This is a genomic window from Steroidobacter sp. (assembly GCF_036402275.1).
Taxonomy (GTDB): domain Bacteria; phylum Pseudomonadota; class Gammaproteobacteria; order Steroidobacterales; family Steroidobacteraceae; genus Steroidobacter.
Genome location: NZ_DASWTF010000030.1, coordinates 89,528 through 110,582, shown reverse-complemented (window position 1 = coordinate 110,582; position 21,055 = coordinate 89,528). Strand labels below are relative to the sequence as shown.

At 62.3% G+C, this 21,055-nt stretch carries 24 protein-coding genes and 1 pseudogene; 1 reads left to right on the top strand and 24 read right to left on the bottom strand.

The window, feature by feature from the left end:
- Window positions 1–12: 12 nt before the first annotated feature.
- From recO to VGD45_RS34115, 17 genes and pseudogenes are all read right to left on the bottom strand, one after another.
- Complete coding sequence (recO, locus tag VGD45_RS15135; protein WP_331156158.1) at window positions 13–744, bottom strand: DNA repair protein RecO; 732 nt, start codon at window positions 742–744, stop codon at window positions 13–15.
- Window positions 745–750: 6 nt separating this feature from the next.
- Window positions 751–1,644, bottom strand: coding sequence for a GTPase Era (gene era / locus VGD45_RS15130; protein ID WP_349263282.1), 894 nt, complete (start codon window positions 1,642–1,644; stop codon window positions 751–753).
- A gap of 129 nt (window positions 1,645–1,773) precedes the next feature.
- Window positions 1,774–2,466, bottom strand: a complete 693-nt coding sequence (gene rnc, locus VGD45_RS15125) for a ribonuclease III (RefSeq protein ID WP_331156156.1) — start codon at window positions 2,464–2,466, stop codon at window positions 1,774–1,776.
- A gap of 6 nt (window positions 2,467–2,472) precedes the next feature.
- Window positions 2,473–2,850, bottom strand: a complete 378-nt coding sequence (locus VGD45_RS15120) for a DUF4845 domain-containing protein (protein WP_331156155.1) — start codon at window positions 2,848–2,850, stop codon at window positions 2,473–2,475.
- A gap of 68 nt (window positions 2,851–2,918) precedes the next feature.
- Window positions 2,919–3,677, bottom strand: coding sequence for a signal peptidase I (gene lepB, locus VGD45_RS15115; protein WP_331156154.1), 759 nt, complete (start codon window positions 3,675–3,677; stop codon window positions 2,919–2,921).
- A 50-nt stretch (window positions 3,678–3,727) separates the two neighbouring features.
- On the bottom strand, window positions 3,728–5,530 hold the full coding sequence (lepA, locus tag VGD45_RS15110; protein ID WP_331156153.1) for a translation elongation factor 4: 1,803 nt from the start codon (window positions 5,528–5,530) through the stop codon (window positions 3,728–3,730).
- Window positions 5,531–5,653: 123 nt separating this feature from the next.
- Window positions 5,654–5,899 (bottom strand): glutaredoxin family protein, encoded by a 246-nt coding sequence (locus VGD45_RS15105; RefSeq protein WP_331156152.1) that lies wholly within the window; start codon window positions 5,897–5,899, stop codon window positions 5,654–5,656.
- 25 nt (window positions 5,900–5,924) lie between these two features.
- The gene (locus VGD45_RS15100; RefSeq protein ID WP_331156151.1) at window positions 5,925–6,953 is read right to left on the bottom strand and encodes a MucB/RseB C-terminal domain-containing protein; all 1,029 of its coding nucleotides are present in this window, start codon (window positions 6,951–6,953) and stop codon (window positions 5,925–5,927) included.
- A 35-nt stretch (window positions 6,954–6,988) separates the two neighbouring features.
- Window positions 6,989–7,687 carry a sigma-E factor negative regulatory protein gene (locus VGD45_RS15095; protein WP_331156150.1) on the bottom strand — a complete coding sequence of 233 codons (699 nt, stop codon included), beginning with the start codon at window positions 7,685–7,687 and terminating at the stop codon, window positions 6,989–6,991.
- A gap of 113 nt (window positions 7,688–7,800) precedes the next feature.
- Complete coding sequence (gene rpoE, locus VGD45_RS15090) at window positions 7,801–8,382, bottom strand: RNA polymerase sigma factor RpoE (protein WP_331156149.1); 582 nt, start codon at window positions 8,380–8,382, stop codon at window positions 7,801–7,803.
- Between the two features lie 152 nt (window positions 8,383–8,534).
- Complete coding sequence (locus VGD45_RS15085) at window positions 8,535–8,957, bottom strand: hypothetical protein (RefSeq protein WP_331156148.1); 423 nt, start codon at window positions 8,955–8,957, stop codon at window positions 8,535–8,537.
- Window positions 8,958–8,991: 34 nt separating this feature from the next.
- Window positions 8,992–9,252, bottom strand: a complete 261-nt coding sequence (locus VGD45_RS15080) for a succinate dehydrogenase assembly factor 2 (protein WP_331156147.1) — start codon at window positions 9,250–9,252, stop codon at window positions 8,992–8,994.
- A 28-nt stretch (window positions 9,253–9,280) separates the two neighbouring features.
- Complete coding sequence (locus tag VGD45_RS15075) at window positions 9,281–10,063, bottom strand: succinate dehydrogenase iron-sulfur subunit (protein ID WP_331156146.1); 783 nt, start codon at window positions 10,061–10,063, stop codon at window positions 9,281–9,283.
- A gap of 2 nt (window positions 10,064–10,065) precedes the next feature.
- Window positions 10,066–11,850 carry a succinate dehydrogenase flavoprotein subunit gene (sdhA, locus tag VGD45_RS15070; RefSeq protein ID WP_331156145.1) on the bottom strand — a complete coding sequence of 595 codons (1,785 nt, stop codon included), beginning with the start codon at window positions 11,848–11,850 and terminating at the stop codon, window positions 10,066–10,068.
- Window positions 11,847–12,233 (bottom strand): succinate dehydrogenase, hydrophobic membrane anchor protein, encoded by a 387-nt coding sequence (gene sdhD / locus VGD45_RS15065; protein ID WP_331156144.1) that lies wholly within the window; start codon window positions 12,231–12,233, stop codon window positions 11,847–11,849. The genes sdhA and sdhD overlap by 4 nt, the downstream gene beginning before the upstream one ends.
- Complete coding sequence (gene sdhC, locus VGD45_RS15060; RefSeq protein WP_331156143.1) at window positions 12,230–12,625, bottom strand: succinate dehydrogenase, cytochrome b556 subunit; 396 nt, start codon at window positions 12,623–12,625, stop codon at window positions 12,230–12,232. The genes sdhD and sdhC overlap by 4 nt, the downstream gene beginning before the upstream one ends.
- 74 nt (window positions 12,626–12,699) lie before the next feature.
- Window positions 12,700–12,780, bottom strand: a pseudogene (locus VGD45_RS34115) (DUF1674 domain-containing protein); the annotation flags it as partial.
- A 253-nt stretch (window positions 12,781–13,033) separates the two neighbouring features.
- On the opposite strand from VGD45_RS34115, the gene VGD45_RS15055 reads away from it, so the two are divergent.
- Window positions 13,034–13,957, top strand: coding sequence for a hypothetical protein (locus tag VGD45_RS15055; protein ID WP_331156142.1), 924 nt, complete (start codon window positions 13,034–13,036; stop codon window positions 13,955–13,957).
- 12 nt (window positions 13,958–13,969) lie between these two features.
- Here VGD45_RS15055 and VGD45_RS15050 read toward each other — a convergent pair whose 3' ends face one another.
- The 7 genes from VGD45_RS15050 to lysS all read right to left on the bottom strand — a co-directional run bounded on the left by VGD45_RS15050 (window position 13,970) and on the right by lysS (window position 21,053).
- Entirely contained in the window at window positions 13,970–14,401 is a 432-nt protein-coding gene (locus VGD45_RS15050; RefSeq protein WP_331156141.1) for a DUF4279 domain-containing protein, read from the bottom strand.
- 615 nt (window positions 14,402–15,016) lie between these two features.
- The gene (locus VGD45_RS15045) at window positions 15,017–15,562 is read right to left on the bottom strand and encodes a hypothetical protein (protein ID WP_331156140.1); all 546 of its coding nucleotides are present in this window, start codon (window positions 15,560–15,562) and stop codon (window positions 15,017–15,019) included.
- A gap of 1,241 nt (window positions 15,563–16,803) precedes the next feature.
- Window positions 16,804–17,268 carry a hypothetical protein gene (locus tag VGD45_RS15040; RefSeq protein WP_331156139.1) on the bottom strand — a complete coding sequence of 155 codons (465 nt, stop codon included), beginning with the start codon at window positions 17,266–17,268 and terminating at the stop codon, window positions 16,804–16,806.
- Window positions 17,269–17,343: 75 nt separating this feature from the next.
- A complete protein-coding gene (locus VGD45_RS15035) occupies window positions 17,344–17,829 on the bottom strand; it encodes a hypothetical protein (protein WP_331156138.1) in 486 nt (161 codons plus the stop codon).
- A 358-nt stretch (window positions 17,830–18,187) separates the two neighbouring features.
- Window positions 18,188–18,502 carry a hypothetical protein gene (locus tag VGD45_RS15030; protein ID WP_331156137.1) on the bottom strand — a complete coding sequence of 105 codons (315 nt, stop codon included), beginning with the start codon at window positions 18,500–18,502 and terminating at the stop codon, window positions 18,188–18,190.
- Between the two features lie 267 nt (window positions 18,503–18,769).
- Window positions 18,770–19,111 carry a hypothetical protein gene (locus tag VGD45_RS15025; protein ID WP_331156136.1) on the bottom strand — a complete coding sequence of 114 codons (342 nt, stop codon included), beginning with the start codon at window positions 19,109–19,111 and terminating at the stop codon, window positions 18,770–18,772.
- A 424-nt stretch (window positions 19,112–19,535) separates the two neighbouring features.
- On the bottom strand, window positions 19,536–21,053 hold the full coding sequence (gene lysS, locus VGD45_RS15020; protein WP_331156135.1) for a lysine--tRNA ligase: 1,518 nt from the start codon (window positions 21,051–21,053) through the stop codon (window positions 19,536–19,538).
- Between the last annotated feature and the right edge of the window lie 2 nt (window positions 21,054–21,055).

The window sequence follows — 21,055 nt, the reverse complement described above, 5'->3', positions numbered from 1 at the left end:
TTGAGAATGCTGTCATTTTCCCTTTCGCAACGCCAGCATGACTTGCCGGCTGCGGAGCTCGCGGCCGTCCAGGCAGCGGTCCAGGGCGGCGCGCAGCAGGCGGCGGGCATCGGCGCACACCTCCGCGTCGGCCAACTCCTCGCGGCCCAACGACAGCAGTGTTGCGCCGGAATAAACCATGGTGCTTTCGGCAACCCCTTCGGCACGCACCGGACCCTGTTCCATCCGGTAGAAATACGAAGCGTCGGGATCGAGCTGCGCGCCGTCGTGCGCGTCGCGATCCAGCGCGAGGCCGTAGCCGATGGCTTCGAGCAAGCGTTTTTCGAACAATCGCAGGGGGCGAATCGCGTCCTGGCGCTTGAGGTCGTCGAGGGTCCGCGCATACAGCGCGAACACGTCGGGATGACTGTCGTGCCGGGCGAACAGCTTCAGTAACAGCTCGTTCAAATAGAAGCCGTGCACCAGCCGATCCGGCGGCAGCGGCGTCATCGCGCCGTCGAACTCGGCCCCGGTCAGCTGCCCTGCCTCACCGCGACCGCTCCAGGACACCAGCAGCCGGTTGAAGGGCTGCAAAATGGACAGCAACGAGGAGTTGGATTTACCGCCGCCGCGCGCGCCGCGTGCAAACACCGAGACGCGGCCGTGATCGCGCGTGAACAGCTCCAGAATCCGGCTCGTGTCCCGATACGGCCGGTGATGCAGCACGTACGCCGGTTGTAATTGAATGCGGCGAGCGTCGCTCACGCCACCTCACATCTCGTAGCCCAGCTGCTTCAGCGCCATTTCGTTGTCCGACCAGTTCTCCTTGACCTTCACCCACAGCTCCAGATGCACGGGCTGGCCGAACAGGTTGGACATTTCGATGCGCGCCGAGCGCCCCACTTCCTTCAGCTGCTCGCCGCCCTGGCCGATGACGATGGCCTTCTGCCCGGTGCGTTCGACCCAGATCACGGCGTTGACCAGCAGCCGGCCGTCTTCTTCCTTGAATTGCTCGATGGCCACGGTCAAGCCGTACGGCAGCTCTTGCCGCAGACGCAATGTGAGTTTCTCGCGCACGATCTCGGCGGCCTGGAATTCCGGGCTGCGATCGGTGACCTGATCCGCCGGGAAATGCGGCGGCGACAGCGGCAGATGGCGCGCGATGATCGACGGCAGCTGTTCGAGATTGCTGTTCTTCAGCGCCGACAGCGGCACGATTTCCACGAACTCGGCCTTCCGGCTCAGCTCCTGGATGAAAGGCAGCAGGCGCTCGCGCGGGGTGACCTTATCGACCTTGCTGAGCGCCACGATGATGGGCCGCTTCTGCTGTTTGAGCGTGTCGAGCACGCGCTGGTCTTCGTCCGTCCAGATCAAAGATTCGACCACGAAGACGTTCACATCCGCGTCCTGCAAGGACGCGAGCGCGGCGCGATTCATGTGACGGTTCATCGCGCGGCGGGCGCCGGAATGTATGCCCGGCGTGTCGACGAAAATGATCTGCTCTTCGGGCCGCGTGAGAATGCCGAGGATGCGATGACGCGTGGTCTGCGGCTTGGGACTGACGATGCTCACCTTGCGCCGGAGCATGGCGTTGAGCAGCGTCGACTTGCCGACGTTGGGCCGGCCGACGATGGCCGCGAAACCGCAGCGATACGTCTCGGGCACGCTGGCGTCGTGGCCTTCGGCGGTCGCTTCCGACTCGTCGGCGTCGAACTCGGGGGATTCTGGGGGCTGCTCGTTCACTCGTTTATCCGGGGCTCGAAAACAATCGCAAATTCATCAGCTGGCCTTTCATCAACTGGACAGTCCCTGGCTCTCGCGGAACGCATTCAGCAGCAGTTGGGCGGCCGCCTGCTCGGCCCGGCGGCGGCTCGCGCCGCTCGCCGAAACCTTCAGGCCCAGCGAGCTCACCGAACAGCGCACCTGGAAGACCTGATTGTGCGCCTCGCCGGAAATGGATTCGACTGCATATGATGGCAACGGCAATCCCCGCGCCTGAAGCGCCTCCTGGAGGCGCGTCTTGGGATCCTTGAGCTCGTCGGCGCTCGGCAACTGGTCCAGCCGCGGGGCCACCAGGCGTTCGATGACGCCGGCCGCGGCTTCGAAGCCGCCGTCCAGATACACCGCGCCGAACAGCGCTTCCAAGGCGTCGGCCAGAATGGATTTGCGTCGGAAACCGCCTGACTTCAACTCGCCCGAGCCCAGCCGCAGCTGGCTGCCAAGATCGATCTCGGCGGCGATCACCGCCAGGGCCTCGCCGCTCACCAGGCTGGCGCGGAAGCGTGACAGGTCGCCTTCGTTGGCGGTGGCGAATTCGTGAAAAACGAGCTTGGCGACCACGCAGTTGAGCACCGCGTCGCCCAGGAATTCCAGCCGCTCGTTATGCGAGCCGCCGGCGCTGCGATGCGTGAGCGCGGACTCGAGCAGAGCCGGGTCGCGGCACTCGTATCCAAGCTTGTCTCGCAGCCATTCGCGCGCGGTCTTCAATGCGGACTAGGTCCCCGATATGGTGCTGGCGCCGACCGGCACGCTCTTATCGAAGTCGGCCACCAGGGAAACGTTCGAAATAAAAGGCACCTCGGCTCGATACCAGGCGCGCATGACGAAGCCGTTGCCGGCCCGTGTGATCTCGATGTCCTTGGGCTCGATGCTCTTGATGTCCTCGATGGTCCAGCGGCGGATCAGCGACGTCCGCAGGGTCTGCTGGTTGGCGCCCGGGTTTTCCTTGGCGGTCTGCTCCATGGCGCGCACCACCGCCATGTATTCCAGGTACATGGGCACCAGGCGGATCACGCCGTAGAGGCCGAAGCCCAGGACGGCGACGATGGTCAACATGCCGAGGAACGTGGCGCCACGCTGACGGGAACGCATATTGGCAACTCCGCTAACGGCCCCGCTGGGCCCCAGTGTTGGAACAGTGCGCGCGAAAGATACTCCAATCACCGGATCGGATCGCCGATCCGGTCCCAGATTGGCGCCGAGGGCAGGTCCCAGTTGAGCCAGATCCGGACCGCCTTGCCCACCAGGTTGCGCTCCGGCACGAAGCCCACTTCGAAAAAGCGGCTGTCCCGGCTGTTGTCACGGTTGTCGCCCATGAAGAAGTAATGCCCCGCCGGAACGATTTCGTCGTAGTCGCGGGCCTCACCGGCGCGCGCCGGCAGGTACAGCACATGGTGATCGACGTTGCCGAGGTGTTCGGTGGCGAGCTGCGCGCCGTCATGGCCGTGCCCGCGATAGGTGCCGTCCATGTCGACTTTGACGCGCTCGCCGTTGATGTACAGGTTCTGGCCGCGCACCACGATGTGATCGCCCGGCAGCCCGACCAGCCGCTTGATGTAGTTGGTGGCCGGATCGCGCGGCAGACGGAACACGATCACGTCGCCCCGCTGCGGCTCGCCGATCGAGACGACCTTGGCGTTGAGCACCGGCAGTCGCAGGCCGTAGGAGAACTTGTTGACGAAAATGAAATCGCCGTCGAGCAAGGTCGGCATCATCGAATCGGACGGAATGCGGAACGGCTCGAACAGGAACGAGCGGATCAGCAGCACGATCAGGATCACCGGAAAAAACGAGCGGGCGTACTCCACGAGCAGCGGCTCGCGGATGTTGTCCGGCGCGACTCCCCTGGCGTTCGCGGCGGCGACCCGTTGCGGCTTGAAGGCCACCGAGTCGATACCCCAGATCAGGCCGGTCAGCAACGTCGCTGCGACCAGGATGAACGAGAAGTCGAAAATCATGCTGTTCCCACTTATTCTTTCTTGGCCTTGCCCACCTGCAGCACGGCCAGAAAGGCCTCCTGCGGGATTTCGACCGAGCCCACCTGCTTCATGCGCTTCTTGCCTTCCTTCTGCTTCTCCAGCAGTTTGCGCTTACGCGAGATGTCGCCACCGTAGCACTTGGCCAAGACATTCTTACGCAGCGCCTTCACGGTCGCGCGGGCGACCACGTGACTGCCGATGGCGGCTTGAATCGCGATCTCGAACTGCTGCCGGGGAATCAGCTCCTGCATCTTATCCACCAGCTCCCGACCGCGGTGGTACGCATTATCACGATGCACGATCAATGACAGCGCATCGACGCGATCGCTGTTGATCAGCACGTCCAGCTTCACCAGCGGCGCGGTCTCGAAGCGATTGAACTCGTAATCGAACGAAGCGTAGCCGCGGCTCACCGACTTCAGGCGGTCGAAGAAGTCGAGCACCACTTCGGCCATGGGCATTTCGTATTGCAGCGAAACCTGGTTGCCGACGTACAGCATCTTGGTCTGCTTGCCGCGCTTCTCGGTACACAGCGTGATCACCGCGCCGACGTACTCCGGCGGCAGCAGAATGTTTGCTGTGATGATGGGCTCGCGCAGGTCTTCGATCTCATTGCTCGGCGGCAGCTTCGAAGGATTGTCGACATTGATGGTCGTGCCGTCGGTTTTCAGAATCTCGTACACCACCGTGGGCGCGCTGGTGATCAGGTCCAGGTTGTATTCGCGCTCCAATCGCTCCTGCACGATGTCCATGTGCAACAGGCCCAGGAAGCCGATACGGAAGCCGAAGCCCAGCGCGGTCGAGACTTCCGGCTCGTAGTGCAGGGCCGAGTCATTGAGCTTGAGCTTGGCGAGCGCGTCTCTGAAGTTTTCGTAATCGTCGGACTGCACCGGGAACAGACCGGCGAACACGCGCGGCTGCACCTGCTTGAAGCCGGGCAACGGCTCGCTCGCGGGACGATTGTCGAGCGTGATGGTGTCGCCCACCGGCGCGCCGTTGATCTCTTTGATGCCGGCGATGACGAAGCCGACTTCGCCGGCCTCGAGCGTCTCGCTCGGTTTCGATTTCGGCGTGAAGCGGCCGAGCTTGTCGACCTGGTGCGCGCGGCCCGTCGACCACATGCGAATCTTCTGGCCCGTGCGCAGCGAGCCGTTCATCACGCGCACCAGCGACACGACGCCGACGTAATTGTCGAACCACGAATCGATGATCAACGCTTGCAGCGGCCCCTCCGGATCGCCCTTGGGAGGCGGGATGCGCGCGATCAGCTGTTCGAGCAGTTCGGGCACGTTCTCGCCGGTCTTGGCGCTGACGCGGACCGCGTCCTCGGCCTCGATGCCGATGATTTCCTCGATCTCCTTGATGACCCGGTCCGGCTCGGCCGAGGGCAGATCGATCTTGTTCAGCACCGGCACCACTTCCAGGCCCTGCTCGATGGCCGTGTAGCAGTTCGCGACGCTCTGCGCCTCGACGCCCTGCGCCGCGTCCACGACCAGCAGCGCGCCTTCGCAGGCGGCCAGCGACCGGGACACCTCGTAGGAAAAGTCCACGTGGCCCGGCGTGTCGATCATGTTGAGCTGATAGGTCTGCCCGTCGCGCGCCTTGTATCGGAGCGACACGCTCTGCGCCTTGATGGTGATGCCGCGCTCGCGCTCCAGATCCATGGAGTCGAGCACCTGCGCCTCCATCTCGCGCTGTTCCAGACCGCCGCACAACTGGATGAAGCGGTCGGCGAGCGTCGACTTGCCGTGATCGATATGGGCGATGATCGAAAAGTTGCGGATCAGCTTCATCAGAAGACTTGTATTTTCTGGCCGGGGAGACTGGGCTGGCCGGAGGTCTGACCGGCGGCGGCGGATTATAGCGGGGTTGAAGCCGCCCGGTGGGCGTATAGCACCGGGGCCCCCCGGCGGCGGTTACGCCCCTTGCGGCCGATGGAGCCGGACGCGCTCCCGATCCAGCCGGTAATCGCAAACGAATTCGCCGTCGGCCAGCAGCACCGGGATCCGGTGACCGTACTTGCGCGCCAGGTCCGGCTCCTGGTCGACATCGACCACCCTCACCTGCGCGGCCTCGGCCGGGCTCAGCTCCTCGGCCAGCTCGACCAGCAGCTGCTCGCAAAGGCTGCACTCGGAGCGGCCGAGCACGGTCCACTGAGTCATAAGCTGCTGGAATACTGCCGCGGAGTTACTGCTGAGGCGGTGGCGGGCCCGGCTGATGGGCCTGCGCCGGCGGCGGCACAGCCTTGGTGTCTTCCTTGGTGACGCCCGCAGCGATGGCTTCGAGAGTCACGGGCGGAACTTCGCCTACAGCGGTGACCTGGTGGTCATCGACCGCGCGCGAGAAAGCAAAGGCGGCGCCGACCTTGGCCAGCCCCTTGATGGGCTCGGCCTGAGGGTTGCGGGGTTCGATGAACACCGACACCGACGCCAGGCCATCCGAATACACCAGGTGCTGCACCGGGACGCTGGAGCCGGCGATCAACTGGATGCGCCACGCCGTCAGCCGGAACCCCGCGGGCAGGCGTATCACGCCCCACCCTCCGACCTGACCCGCGGCCAGCTGCGGCTGCGCGTCCTGACGGATCCAGCGAAAACCTTCGCCCGTGATCGAAGCCTTGAGACTGTCGGCGGGAATGCGATCCCGGAAATTCAGTTCCGCGAACAGGATCTGCTCGATGACCCTGCCTTCGCGATCGCACAGCTGCGACTTGAGCGGCATCGCCGTCTCGTCATCCAGCCAGAGGCGGTAGCCGTAGCGGAACTGGTCGCGCGGCGTCACATTGATCACTTGCGTGCGACGACCCAGCGCCTTGGTGAACGGGCCGCGCTCGATGTTGTAGTGAGCTTCGAGCTCTTCGTTGTAAGCCGGCACGGCGGCCAACAGCGTGCTGTCGTCGGTGCGCTTCTCCACCAGCACCGTGCGACGGTCCGGCAGATAGCAAATCACTTCGGTCTGATTGCGAACGATCTCGCGGCCGCTGCCGTCGAGCGATACGAGGCGCTCGGTCACCTTGCCCTTGTCGACACGGTGATAGATGCGCATCGCTTCGGAGCGGGAATCGCGCAGATGGAAAAAACGACCTTCGTAATTGCGGGTGGCCAGCGCCTCGGACATGCGCTCCAACCACTGGCGGGCTTCGCGATCTCCGGCGTGAGCCGTGGAGACCAGCATCGCTGCGAGAAGGCTGACGGGCCAACGGATGGCGCGTTTCATGAGGGCGGGCGGTTCAGTGGCGCGCAAGGATGCCATCAACGTACCGGAGCACCGTCGTCGCTGATGGAAATTTTGACTTCGGCTTCGCCGTCTTCCAGCGCCTGCGCCTCCGCCTCCTCGTCATCGGCCAGCACGCCGCTCCACACCGAGCGACGGCCCAGCGGCGAAGAATATTCGCCGTGCGCGACCACGTAATTGGTCAGACGCGTGGCCGGAATGAATGCGTTGTTGGAAGTCGAGGTCGGCACCACGTAGCTCGAGTCCTCCGTCGGCGCGACAGTGGGCTCGTTAGCGGCAGGCTGGTTGGCCGCGACCAGCGGCGTATTCAGAGTGCCCACATCCGGCTGACCGACGGGCTGCATGCTGAGCACGGCGACGGCGGCGACACCGGCGGCGATGGCCATGCCGGCGGCGGGCCGCAAGTAACGGATTGCCGCGGGAGAAATTCGGGGAGCGCGCACGGCGGGAGCCGGCGTCTGAACGCTCTTCGAGGGGTTGATCGATTGCTCCGGCGCCGGCTCGGCGGCCACCGCTGCCATGACTTTGCTCGCGAAGCCGCGGGATGCGATGGCGGGACGCTCGGCCCGCATCGCCTCGCCGATGAGCGAATAACGCCCGATGGCGGCGCGCAGCTCAGCCTCCCGCTCCACCCGCTTCAACAGCAGGTCGAGCTCCGCCGGCGGCAACTCGCCGTCCAGACAGGTAGAAAGCTGTTCGTTCAGAGCGTCCGTCATGCTGTCACCGTGATCATCGACAGGCTCACCACATCGGCCAACATTGCCAGTAATCCACAACTCGTTTCAACGCGCCCCCGTTTCCATTCAAAACGGGGCCGGTTCCGTGCAGCTCAATCCAGCAGCGGCTTGAGCTTCTTATCGATGGCCTCGCGCGCCCGGAATATCCGGGACCGCACCGTGCCCACCGGGCAATCCATAGCTTCGGCGATCTCCTCGTACGACAACCCTTCCAACTCGCGCAGCACGATGGCTGTGCGCAAGTCCTCGGGCAACTGTTCCATGGCTTCCTCGACCACCGCGCGGATCTCGTCCGTCAGCAGCACGCCCTCGGGCGTATCGGCTTCCTTCAGTTTCGCCTGCCGGTCGTACTGATCCGGATCCTGCAGATCCAGGTCGAAATCCACCGGCCGCCGCCGCTGCGACACCAGCGCGTTCTTGGCCGTATTGATCGCGATCCGATACAGCCATGTATAAAACGCGCTATCGCCGCGGAACGAGGCCAACGCCCGGTAAGCCTTGAGGAACGCCTCCTGGGCGACATCCTCGGCTTCGGCCGCGTCGTTCACGAAGCGGCCGACCAGCTTCAGCACCCGATGCTGATACTTCAGCACCAGCAGGTTGAACGCGGTCTGGTCCCCCGCCTGTACGCGCCGGACCAGTTCCTGGTCGGTGTCATCCGTTGTCGTGTTCAAACTCCCGCTCCCTGCCTGACAGGCGGAAGCGCACTCAACGGCAACTCCTCGACTGCTTCCATAGACTGACGGGCCGCGCGAAAGTTCGCCGCGACATAAGGTTCCCTGAACATTCGCTGAGCGAATGCGTGACGGCCGTCAACTTTCATCGTTCATGCACCGGCGAATCGCGCATCCGCCCCGCTCGGCTGAGGGGAAACGGATTCCAGGCGCAGGCGTACGCCGAGTCGGCGCAAATCGAGCGCGGGCAGATCGCCCTGGAGAATCAACATCGAGCGGTTCCGCGGGCCGCGAGCCGAGCCGTCGGTGTGCCACCGGAGCCACAGCCAACGACTACCAACGCGTGAGTCGGCGCTCAAGGTGGCGGGAATATTTTCGTGACGGCCGTCGCTCAGAAACCAGCGTCCGTCCGCCAGCCAGCGGAGGTTCGTGACGCGCCGGGCGCGGCCCAGCCATCCTTGCGACCAAAGGCCGGCGACCACGACCAAGCCGGTAAAGACGACAACGGAGATGGCGGCCACGGACGGCACGGGCAACAACGCGCCGACGGCCGGCAGCGACAGCAACGCGAGCACGCCAAGCCGACGCTCGGAGCGTCGACCCCGGACGTCAATCGTTAGAGCTCTGTTCAGCGTTGCGGAGTCGGTCAATGACATGCGCCCATTCCGGATCGTCCGGCACCTCGCGTTGCACTACATAGGCGAACAGCTGCGGGTCTGGCGCTTCCAGCAATGCTGCAAAGGCCTGTTGTTCGGCAGCCGGGGCGGAAGGATACCGTTCCTGGAGATACCGTTCGAGCAGCACGTCCAATTCGCGCATGCCCCGCCGGCAACGCCACTTCAATTGGCCGGCTGACGGCGGAGCATTCATTGCACGAAACCTCTTCAACGAGACCGGCTCAGTGCCGGCGCTCAGCCATCTTCTTCTTGATCTCGGCGATGGCCTTGGCCGGATTCAGGTCCTTCGGACACGCTTCCGTGCAGTTCATGATGGTGTGGCACCGATACAGCTTGAACGGATCTTCCAGCTCGTCCAGACGCTCGCCGGTCGCCTCGTCGCGGGTGTCGACGATCCAGCGATACGCGGCCAGCAGCGCCGCCGGGCCGAGATAACGATCGCCGTTCCACCAGTAGCTCGGGCACGAGGTCGAGCAACATGCGCACAGGATGCATGCCGCCGGACGGTCGATCTTCTCCTGATCTTCCTTCGACTGCAGCCGCTCGCGATCCGGCGGCGCCGGCGTGCGGGTCTGCAGCCACGGCTTCACCGAAGCGTACTGCGCGTAGAAATTGGTGAGATCCGGCACGAGGTCCTTGATCACCGGCATGTGCGGCAACGGGAAGATTTTCACCGTGCCCTTCACGTCCTCGGTGGCGCGCGTGCAGGCCAGCGTGTTCACGCCGTCGATGTTCATTGCGCACGAGCCGCAGATGCCCTCGCGGCAGGAACGACGGAAGGTCAGCGTCGGATCGATCTCGTTTTTGATCTTGATCAGCGCGTCCAGCACCATCGGACCGCACGTGGCCATGTCGACCTCGTACGTGTCGTAGCGCGGGTTCTGACCCGACTCCGGATCGAAGCGGTAGATGCGGAAGGACCGCACGTCCTTCGCGCCCGCCGGCGCCGGATAAGTCTTGCCGACGCCGACAACGGAGTTCTTGGGAAGACGGAATTGCGCCATGGTCAGTACACCCTCGCCTTGGGCGGAACGGGCTCTACGTCGTTGGTCAGTGTGTTCAAGTGCACGGGGCGATAATCCAGCGACACCGCGCCCTGCGGATCCACCCACGAGAGGGTGTGTTTCATCCAGTTCACGTCGTCGCGATTCGGGAAGTCCTCGTGGGCGTGCGCGCCACGGCTTTCCTTGCGATTCTCGGCGGACACGATGGTCGCGACGGCCTGGCTGCGCAGGTTGTCGAGCTCCAGCGTTTCGATCAGGTCGGTGTTCCACACCATGCCTCGATCGCTCACGTTCACCTGCTCGAACGACTGGAAGACTTCCTGCATCTTCACCACGCCTTCCTTGAGCGATTCGGAGGTGCGGAACACGGCGGCGTGGTTCTGCATCACGCGCTGCATGTTCAAACGGATCTCGGCGGTCTTCAGCTCGCCCTTGGCATGGCGGAACTTGTCGATGCGGCTGAGCGCGAAATCGCCCGCGTCCTTCGGCAGCGGCCGATGTTTGGTATTCGGCTTGACGATCTCGGCGGCGTGACGCGCGGCCTCACGGCCGAACACCACCAGATCGAGCAGCGAGTTCGAGCCCAGGCGATTCGCGCCGTGCACCGACACGCAGGCCGCCTCGCCCACCGCCATGAGGCCCGGCACCACCGCGTCGGGGTTGCCGTTCTTCAGCGTCACCACCTCGCCGTGATAGTTCGCCGGGACGCCACCCATGTTGTAGTGAACGGTCGGCAGCACCGGAATCGGCTGCTTGGTCACGTCGACGCCGGCGAAGATCTTCGCGGTCTCGGCGATGCCAGGCAGACGCTCGTGAATCACTTCCGCGCCGAGGTGCTCGAGGTGCAGATAGATGTGATCTTTATGAGGACCGACGCCGCGGCCTTCACGAATTTCCATGGTCATGGAACGGCTGACCACGTCGCGCGACGCGAGGTCTTTCGCATTCGGCGCGTAACGCTCCATGAAGCGCTCGCCTTGCGAGTTACGCAGGATGCCGCCTTCGCCGCGTACGCCTTCGGTGATCAAACATCCGGCGCCGTAGATGCCCGTGGGATGGAACTGCACGAACTCCATGTCCTGCATCGGCAGGCCGGCGCGCAATACCATGCCGCCGCCGTCGCCCGTGCACGTGTGAGCGGACGTACAAGAGAAGTACGCGCGGCCGTAGCCGCCGGTCGCGAGAATCGTTTGATGACCGAGGAAACGATGCACCGTGCCGTCGGCCATGTTGATGGCGACGACGCCGCGGCACTCGCCGTTTTCCATGATCAGGTCGACGGCGAAATATTCGATGAAGAACTGCGCTTCGTGGCGCAGCGCCTGCTGATACAACGTATGCAGCATCGCGTGACCCGTGCGGTCGGCGGCTGCGCAAGTACGCTGCGCGGTGCCCTTGCCGTAATGCGTGGTCATGCCGCCGAACGGACGCTGGTAGATGCGACCGTCATCGGTGCGCGAGAACGGCACACCGTAGTGTTCCAGTTCGATCACCGCACCGGGCGCTTCTTTGCACATGAACTCGATGGCGTCCTGATCGCCCAGCCAGTCCGAGCCTTTGACGGTGTCGTACATGTGCCAGCGCCAATCGTCCTCGCCCATGTTGCCGAGCGCAGCGCTGATGCCACCCTGCGCGGCCACTGTGTGACTGCGCGTCGGGAAGACTTTGGTCAAACACGCCACCGACAGACCGGAGTGCGCGAGGCCGAACGTCGCGCGCAGGCCAGCGCCGCCGGCGCCGACGACGACCACGTCGTACTGATGATCGATGAATTGATAGGCGCTCATGCGGCGCTCCCGAAGGCAATGCGCAGCACGGAGAAAATGCCGAGAGCGCCCAGAATGACATGGATGAACTGCAGCGCGAGCATGGTGACGATCTTGGCTCCGTGATCGCTCACGTAGTCTTCCACCACCTCCTGCACGCCGAGCAGCGAGTGGTAAATCGTCGTGCCCACCAGCAACGACAACATCACGGCGTTGAACGGTTCACGGATCCACGCGGTGACCGTCTCATAGCTGCGATCGGGCAGCGCGATCAGCGCGAACACAAACCAGAGGCCGAGCAGGACCAGCGCCACCGAAGTGACTCGCAGCGTCCACCAGTGAGCGACACCCTCGCCCGCCGAGCCCAATCCCAGGACTCGTCCGACCGGACTACGCAGACTCATACCGCACCTCCGCGCACCAGCAGAAACCAAAGGAACGCGGTGAGCACGATCGCGCCCAGGAACACCAGCCAGCCGCTGGCGCGCGCCTTGGACTTTTCGAAGCCATGACCCGTGTCCCACACCAGGTGCCGGACGCCGTTGAGCAGGTGATAGAAAAACGCGAACGAGAAACCGACCAGCAGAACGCGGGTCAGCGGATGCGCGAACACAGTTTGCGCTTCGGCGTATGCCTCGGGTCCGTTGGCGGCGGCGACCAGCCAGTAAACAAACAGCAGCAGCCCGACGGTGAGCGCACACCCCGTGATCCGGTGCAGGATCGACAGCGTGTTGGAGTACTGCCATCGATACATCATGAACGGCGATAGCGGCCGCTCGAACTTTGGGTTGCTCATGCGAGTAGTGCCTGGCGAGTCATGCCTGCGAAAGTGGCCTTCAAGGGTGCCAAGAGTGACAACGGTCGTGAGAATCAGAAATCGATGCAGCGGCCGGCTTTTTCCCAATCGCCGAAGCGCGTCGGCTCCGGGCCTTCGCGACCGCCGATTTCTTTCACGGCGTGGCTGTCACGGGCCGACGGGGAACCTGCGGCGCCGGCGTCGGTCCCTGTGGGGGTAGCGCTCGAAATATCGGCGGCCGGGCCGACGGCCTCGGGTCGAGAATCTGGCCGCGAATTTGTATCTGCCATTGAACCGGACGATGATGTCGGGTGACCGTTTCGAACGGCCGGTAGTGTGCCAGAAGCACCCCCACGCCGGAACGGTGCGCTTTTCGTTTGTGGCGAGGCTTGATTTCGGATTCCACGAATGTCTGCCCCTATCTTTGTCCCGGCCGGAGCCGGGGTCGATTCTCCCGGCGGAGACGTTGCGCCGCCGGTCCCCGCTGCGATTCAGCTGCCCCGGCTCGCCGCCATTATGGTGAGCGGCGCGGACGCCCGCGCGTATTTGCAAGGTCAGCTGACGGCCGATCTGGACACGCTCAGCTCGAATCGAGTGCAGCTGGCCTGCTGTAATTCCCCGCAGGGGCGCGTGCAGGCGGTCTTCTGGCTATTGGAGCGAAGCGATGGCATCGCCCTCGTCCTCCCCTCCTCGATGGTCGATGGCGCTGTGGTGCGCCTGAGGAAATACGTACTGCGCGCCAAAGCGAAGATCGAGCCGGCCAAACAACTGCAGCTCGGTGTTCTGCCCCGCTCTGCTCTGCCCGCCGATGTGACTTTGCCGGACGCTGGCTCGCATCGTGAGATCGCCGGTGTGAGTTACTTCACGTTGCCCGGTGTCGATGACGCGATGGTCCTCGGTTCTCTGTCCGGTGGTGCTGATGCTGCGCGCGAACATCAGTGGCATTTGTCACAAGTGCGCGCCGGCTTGCCCCAGGTTTATCCGGAAACCCACGAAGCGTTCGTCGCGCAGATGCTGAACATCGATCTGCTCGGCGGCATCAGCTTCGAGAAGGGCTGCTACACCGGCCAGGAAATCATCGCCCGCGCTCATTTCCGCGGCACGGTCAAACGGCGAATGTTTCTTTTTCACAGCACGGGTGCTGTTCCCGCGCCGGGCACTCGCGTGCTGGCTGGCGAGCAGCATGCCGGTGACGTCGTCGACGCCGTCGCCACGGAGGATGGTTGTGACATCCTCGCGGTCATCAGCCTCGCGCAGATCAATGCACCGCTGCACGTCGATGGTCAGACGGCGCTCCTTACTCGGGTGCCGATGCCCTACGCTGTGGAGTAAGCGGTTCGGCTGTCAGCCACTCTCCATCTGCTCTCCATCGCCGGAATAGATGTCGAGCCCGATCTCAATTCCTCGTTCCCCCAAGAGGAGCAGAGACCTCGGTGACATACTCAAGCCCTCGATTTCCTTGTCCATGAACAGGCCGCAAAAGAGGTCCACCTGGAACCGGGAGGCGATGTGCTTCCAGACGGTGAGATCGTCGGTCAGCTTCCCCAGAATGTGACTCACCTGGGCATCCAGATCGCCAGGTTCTGCATCGGGAGCACGCAGTCGCCACATTCCGAATCTGGCGATTCGCACAGTTCCTGTGTTTCGACCGACGATCTCATCGCCCTTTCTTTGAGCCTTGTCAGGCGGATGCCCCAGCAAAGCTGACACCTCTTCGGGGTCAAGCTCCTCACCCGAGATGCGTAGTGTCGCGACCGTCCTGCTAATCACTGCCATTTGGATACCTGACGACGCTAACGTTCAGAGGCGCGTTGCTTCGACGCGTCCTTTGCAGCGTTTTGTTGGGCGCCCGGAGCAATGCACCGCTGTGCTCGATAGGCACCTGATGTCCATCAACATCGCCTTGCGACTTGACGTTTGGTGATAGCTGCCGCCTATGTCATATGTGCATTCCGAACCGAGCACGACATCCGGCCTGAGCTTGCGAATACCATCCAGCAATACAGAGTCAGCAATCCTTTCCGTCCACGGATAAGCATGGCACGAATTCGGCAGGCACGTGCGCAAGCTCTCGCCTGAAGACAACATCCGCAAGTTCGGATGGTGTGCTGCGCGCACAACCGGAAGCAAAGTACATGGGCACCCCGATAGCAAGCATCAATGCTGCTATCAGAACGGCAAAGCCCCTCGGCGCTTCCATTGCTGACCTCTAACGCCGCGCATGAGTGACCTCGGTTAGCAGAACATCACGGCCAGATTACGGAGAAAGCGCGACATCGGCGCTCAAACCGGGTTGGGAGCGGTCGGGTCGCCCTCGGCGATCGCTCACCGAGAACACCCACGGATGCGGACGTGCAGATTTACCGCATCTGGCGCTTGCTGTTTGGGCCGTTACTCCCCGACCGGCCCCGGGTATGCAACATACTGTCGCAGGATCTCAGCCGACAGGAACGGTCGATAGCTCATTGGCGGCGGCTCGGGCCGTCGAAGGTTCTGGTAGCTCATTGCGTAGTCCGCGAAGTACGCGGCCTGCTTGAGCAATTCACGCGGTTCGGCCTCATCAGCTGCGCTTGGCGGATGGAGCATGGCGCGCAGTTCTTGGGCAGGCAGCGCCTTGACCTCCGCGACCCAGCGTGCAACATCCATATCATCGTCAGCGTCGGCATAATCGATGCGGAACGCCGCTGCCTCTGTGTGCCAGTTGTACTCGCTCAGTTGTTCGGCGGTCGCCTTCCCTGCCAGGAACTGCTCCGAGAGTTCGACACCCTTGCGGCTAGCCTCCTGCGGCAAGAGCGGCCAGATGCCGCGGCAGGATGCCAAATAGAATCGATGGAGCGAGCGTGTGAGTCCTTCGCCCGCACCGTTGTACGAGTTACGTCGCTGATGAAACAGGTATTCGAGCATCGCACCGGCATCGTCGCTGCTCAGCCATTCCACTTCGTTCATGCCTCTTGCCTACACCGCTACCACAGCCGAAAGGTTGGCATGAGAGGATGCAGAACGATGTATGCGACTGGCGCAATCAGCCCTGCCGCGAGCACGCAAAACGAGCGAGGTTGTGCTGCAAGCAATGCGACGCCCACCAGAACACATACCGAACTGATGGCGATGATGAAGCACCCTATAAGAAATTCCAGCATATCTGAGGGGCCGTACGGATCGCCTGGGTAAGGAATCCAGCTCGCCCAAACGATAGAACGAAAGGCTAGCGCAACGACTGTCGCTGCAAGCGCGGACCACGCTGCTACTGCTCCTACTCTCTGCAAAGTCTTTCGAGTATCCATTTCAAGCAACCCAACGTCCCGCGTGAGCCGCGAGCAAGGCGCCTCGCCTTTGCGAGTCGGGCGCGCAAGGCGCGCAAACTCGACGCGATCGTTAGAGCTCAGTTCCACAGTCCGTTCCTCCGATAAACAGACACACACGCGATCTCCAGGCCAGTGAATGCAGCCAACCCTAGAGCGTGCGCCAATACAGCCAAAAAGGGCGAATTGAAGACAAGCCAGGTGACCATGGGAACGGCAACGATCAATGGCAAGACCAAACACCAACAGGTCAGCTTGTAGCGAAGCGGAAGCACGGCATATCTATGCGCCTTCGCCGGATCCCGTGCGAACTCGCGCCTCTGCATCAATGCATGCACCGCCGCCGCGACCACATATACAACCAACGCCGGAAGCCACTCCATAGTGAGCCCTAATGCCTGCGCTCAGACGCGTGCGTTGCATCCGTCGCTTGTTCGAGAGGCCAAACCTCGACGACGCCATATGCCACAGCGCAGGGAACTTTCGACACCATCTTTATCGCCTCCTCCATGGTTGGCGCTCGATCGCAGCGTAAGCTCCCCAAATTTATTGGGCAGCACGCTCACGGCCCTGCCCTCCGACCAATGACCTGAGAAAACAACACAACAAAGCTGCTTTCTCCCAAAGTGCTCTCAATCCCGTGAGGCTCCTCGGTATCGATGCGAACCAGCAACCGGCCAGCCGAATCGCGAAACTCACCATTCAGACGACATGCGATGGCGCCCGTGCATGGATACTTAGGGTCTGTCCATAAGCTCTCATCCGTCACGACCGGCACTTTCTCTATAAACGTATGCAATGCGCCTGAAGCGTCGGTGAGCCGGCACTCCACGAAGCCGGGTTGGTGCTCGTCCACGAACCGCACGATCTCCACTTTCACTGCGGGCATGACGTTCGTAATGCCGCGGCCCGATGCGACCACCACAGCAACAGCGCATTCGCGAGCGGAATCGAGAGAAGAACGAGCGATGAGGGAACGATAGCCCAGTGTCTTCCTCCCCCGAGATACACGAGGATTCCCTGCGCAGCCATTATCGCCGCCGCGAGCACCAAAGCGCCATAGCCGAGTGCGAGCAACGCGTATCGGCGTCCAAGCAAGAAACGACTCATTGGAATCAGAAGAATAACTCCGCCCACCATCACCGGGAGGGATGATGTGAGGCGCGATGTCCATGCAGGCATCTGGTTCGAATAAGGAACAAATCCCATGATATCCATCAGCCCGCTGAGTACAGCGAACGAGCCCATGAGCCACGCCGCGAGCCGTACGAGAGTCTGTATCACAAACATCGCGCGCCCCGCCGAACGCCGGGCATCAGACGCGACCGCCAAGTATTTCATTCGCACCCCTGCATTGCGCCCAACGCCGCGAATGATCCGCGCGGCGAGTGGATGTTGGATGAAGCTCCGAGACTGTCACCGCGCCGCCTCCATAGTTTTGTCAGAGGCCGACGCATCCTCGACCAGTCGCGCAATTTTGAAAGCATAGAAATTACTGAGTGGCTCGCCGACATCGAAGCGCTTGGCTTCATCGACCTCTTCTGGAGGAACCAGCCTTGCCTCTCCTCCCAGCACAATTCGCTCCAGGCGTCGCAAATGGCCCTGCATCATTCCCGCTTCGCGAGAGGCGTCAAGCTCGATTCCGCCGTCTACCTCGCGCCACGTCCCTTCGGAGCGACCGTACTCGCCGAGACACCCGACCCACCGTGCGATGTACTTTCCATCCTTACCCAGATTCAACGAGACGTTGTAACCGAGACCGTCACCGCGCTCCCACACTTCTCCAGGGAGACGTTCGGGTGGCAGACCTTGATGAGTCTGCGCGGAAACGATGTACATGGGCACCCCGATCGCAAGCATCAATGCTGCTATCAGAACGGCGAAGTTTCTTGGCGCTTCCATTGCTGACCCCTAACGCCTTGCATGAGTTACCTCGGTTAGTGGAAACATCACGCCTAGATTATAGAACGGAGGAAGCGCGACTTCGGCGCTCGAGCCGGCGCCCCCTCCAGCTGGAGTGCGAACTGTTAAATTCCAGCGCTAGCAAGTAAAGGCGAGATGGGAACGTCACGTTTCTGCGGAAACGCCGAATGTAAAATTCCGTCGAGCCGACCTCTCGCCTACATCGCTACCACAGCCGAAAAGTCCGCATGAGAAGATGCAGGACGATGTTGCGACTGGGGCAATCAGCCCTGCCGCGAGCAAAAGCGCCTCGCTTTTGCGAGTCAGGCGCGCGCAGCGCGCGGACTCCATTCCCTTGTCAGACGCTACGACTGCCACGTATGGCGGATGGTTCTTGCACCGCCTTGGCGTGCTTGTCGCCCTGGGCCGCACCGAGTGCGATGCCGATGCCAGCGCCAATGGAGAGGCCGATGCCAATACCCCATGCTAAGTTGCCTAAGGCGGCCCCGAAACCGGCGCCAATAGCCAGGCCTAGTCCAGAGCCCAATGCCACCCCATTGCCAAGGGAGTGTTCACGGATCTCTCGTTGCTTATCTTCCATGTCGTGGTAGTTCATGCGCGCTCGCCATGCGGCGAGGAAGCGTTCACGGGTCTCAGTTTGATTGTCGCCCACATGCTTCTCCTTGATGCCTAACGTTCAGCTCCGCTTGACCGGGAGAATCTACAGATTCTGACCACCGGGCTATCCTGAACTTTACTTCGAACCCTTGCAATGATTGCAGGGGCTCTTTCCCGCACTATCGCGGCAAGGTCGCGTCGGCTCCATTGTTTGGTTTCGATGTCATTGGCCGGAGTCACTCACGTTTCCTCAGCGCATTTCGCTTGCACGAATACGAGAGATCCCCGCGCGTTGGCTCTTGAAACACGTTGTCAGAGCTCTTTACTTACTGGGAAGCTTTTCCCATTTATCCAGAATGGCCGCGAATCGTCTTTGCAGTTGCTCTTGCTCCGCATACAGTCGTTCTTGTCTATCAAGCAGATTTGCCGTGCGTTCCTGCTGCTGCGCGCTGCGTTCCAATTGCTCCTGGGCCTCTTTTACTTGCCTGTCATACGCATCCATTTGCTGTGTCATTCTGTCCCTCTCCTCGGATGAGGACGAACTGCCGCGATGGCGAGTCGAAAAGCTTGCGATAAAGATCAGGATCAAGCCCCAGACAAGCCCCGAGATCAGTGCAAATGCTATCGACTTGCCAACGAATACCAAGGCGCCTCTGCCGCTCATTGATTACCACACTCCCTTTCATGACTCATGTTGCTTGCTCTAGACAGCACGACTTTCCGCGAGCAACGCGCGCGAACTCCAGCCGGATGTTAGGCACTCGCCACCTGCGCGAGCAAGGCAAGACATCCGCCGGCGCCAAACGCTGGGGCGCATGGAACGCCGACAGCGCCCGCTAGTCTCTAAGCGGCGCAGCCGCGTTGACCCGAGGCCAGAAGAAGAGCACCCTCCAGCTGGAACGTAAGCTGTTAAATTGCAGCGGCTGGCAAAATGATGGGGTCGGGAACATGACGTTTCTGTGGAAACGCCGAATGTTAAATTCCGTCGAGCCGCAAGCTGAGGAGTTCGGCTCCGGACGGTCGGGTCGCCCTCGGCGGTCGTTGACCGAGGGCTCCCACGCTAAGCGCGGACTGGAACGGTCGCGCGCTTACGCCTCGGGCCGCATATAGGGGAACAACAGAACGTCGCGGATCGACGGTGAGTTGGTGAACAACATCACCAAGCGATCGATACCCACGCCCAACCCCGCAGTCGGCGGCAGGCCATACTCCAGAGCGCGGATGTAATCGGCGTCGTACTGCATAGCCTCTTCATCGCCCGCGGTCTTGCGCGCGAGCTGATCTTTGAATCGCTGTGCCTGGTCTTCGGGATCGTTCAACTCGGAGAAGCCGTTGGCGATTTCGCGGCCGCCGACGAAGAACTCGAAGCGATCGGTGATGAAGGGATCCGAGTCGTTGCGGCGGGACAGCGGCGACACTTCCGTGGGGTAGCCGTAAACGAACGTAGGCGCCAGCAAGCGATGCTCGGCGGTCTTCTCGAAGATCTCGATCTGCAGCTTGCCCGGCCCGTCGCCCTGCGAATACGGAACGCCCAACTTATCGCAGTGAGCCCGCAGGTATTCGATGTCACGCAGCTTGGAACGCTCGATGCCCGGATTGAAATGCACGACCAGATCCTCGACCGTGACACGACGGAACGGTTGACCGAAGTCGTACACCTCGTCCTGATACTTGATCTGTCGCGTGCCCAGAATGGTGTCGCACAACCCCTGGCACATCCGCTCCACCAGATTCATCAAATCCGTGTAGTCCGCGTACGCCTGATACAACTCCAGCATCGTGAACTCGGGATTGTGCCGCGTCGACACACCCTCGTTGCGGAAGTTGCGATTGATCTCGTACACGCGCTCGAATCCGCCGACCACCAGACGCTTCAGATAAAGCTCCGGCGCGATGCGCAGATATAAATCGATGTCGAGCTGGTTGTGATGCGTGACGAACGGCCGCGCCACCGCGCCGCCCGCGATTGCCTGCATCATCGGCGTCTCGACTTCCAAGAAATCGAGCGCGTCCAGAAAATCACGCAGGTACTTCACGATCCGCGTGCGCGTCCGGAACGTCTGCCGGCTCTCCGGGCTGACGATGAGATCGACGTAACGCTGGCGATAACGCGTTTCCTGATCCGACAGACCGTGCCACTTGTCCGGCAGCGGCCGCAGCGACTTGGTTAGCAGCCGCAGCTTCTCGACCTTGACTGACAGCTCGCCCGTCTTGGTGATGAACAGCGTGCCTTCGGCGCCGAGAACATCGCCCACGTCCCAGGTCTTGAAGTCGTCATACACCGGGCCGATTGCCGCGCTCTGCACGAACAGCTGAATCTCACCGGTGCGATCCGCGATCTTGGCAAAGCTCGCCTTGCCCATGACGCGCTTGACCATCATGCGGCCGCCGACCTTCACACGCACCGTGTTCTGATCGAACCACTCCGGCGCGCGATCGGCATAAGCCGTCAGCAACTGATCCGCCAGCGCATCGCGACGGAAATCGTTCGGGAACGCGACGCCGCCCCGCAGTTTCTCCAGCTTGGCGCGCCGCTCGGCGATCAGCTTGTTCTCATCGACCGCCTCGGTAGCCGGCGGAGTCGTGTTCTTCGATTGTTCGGACATGT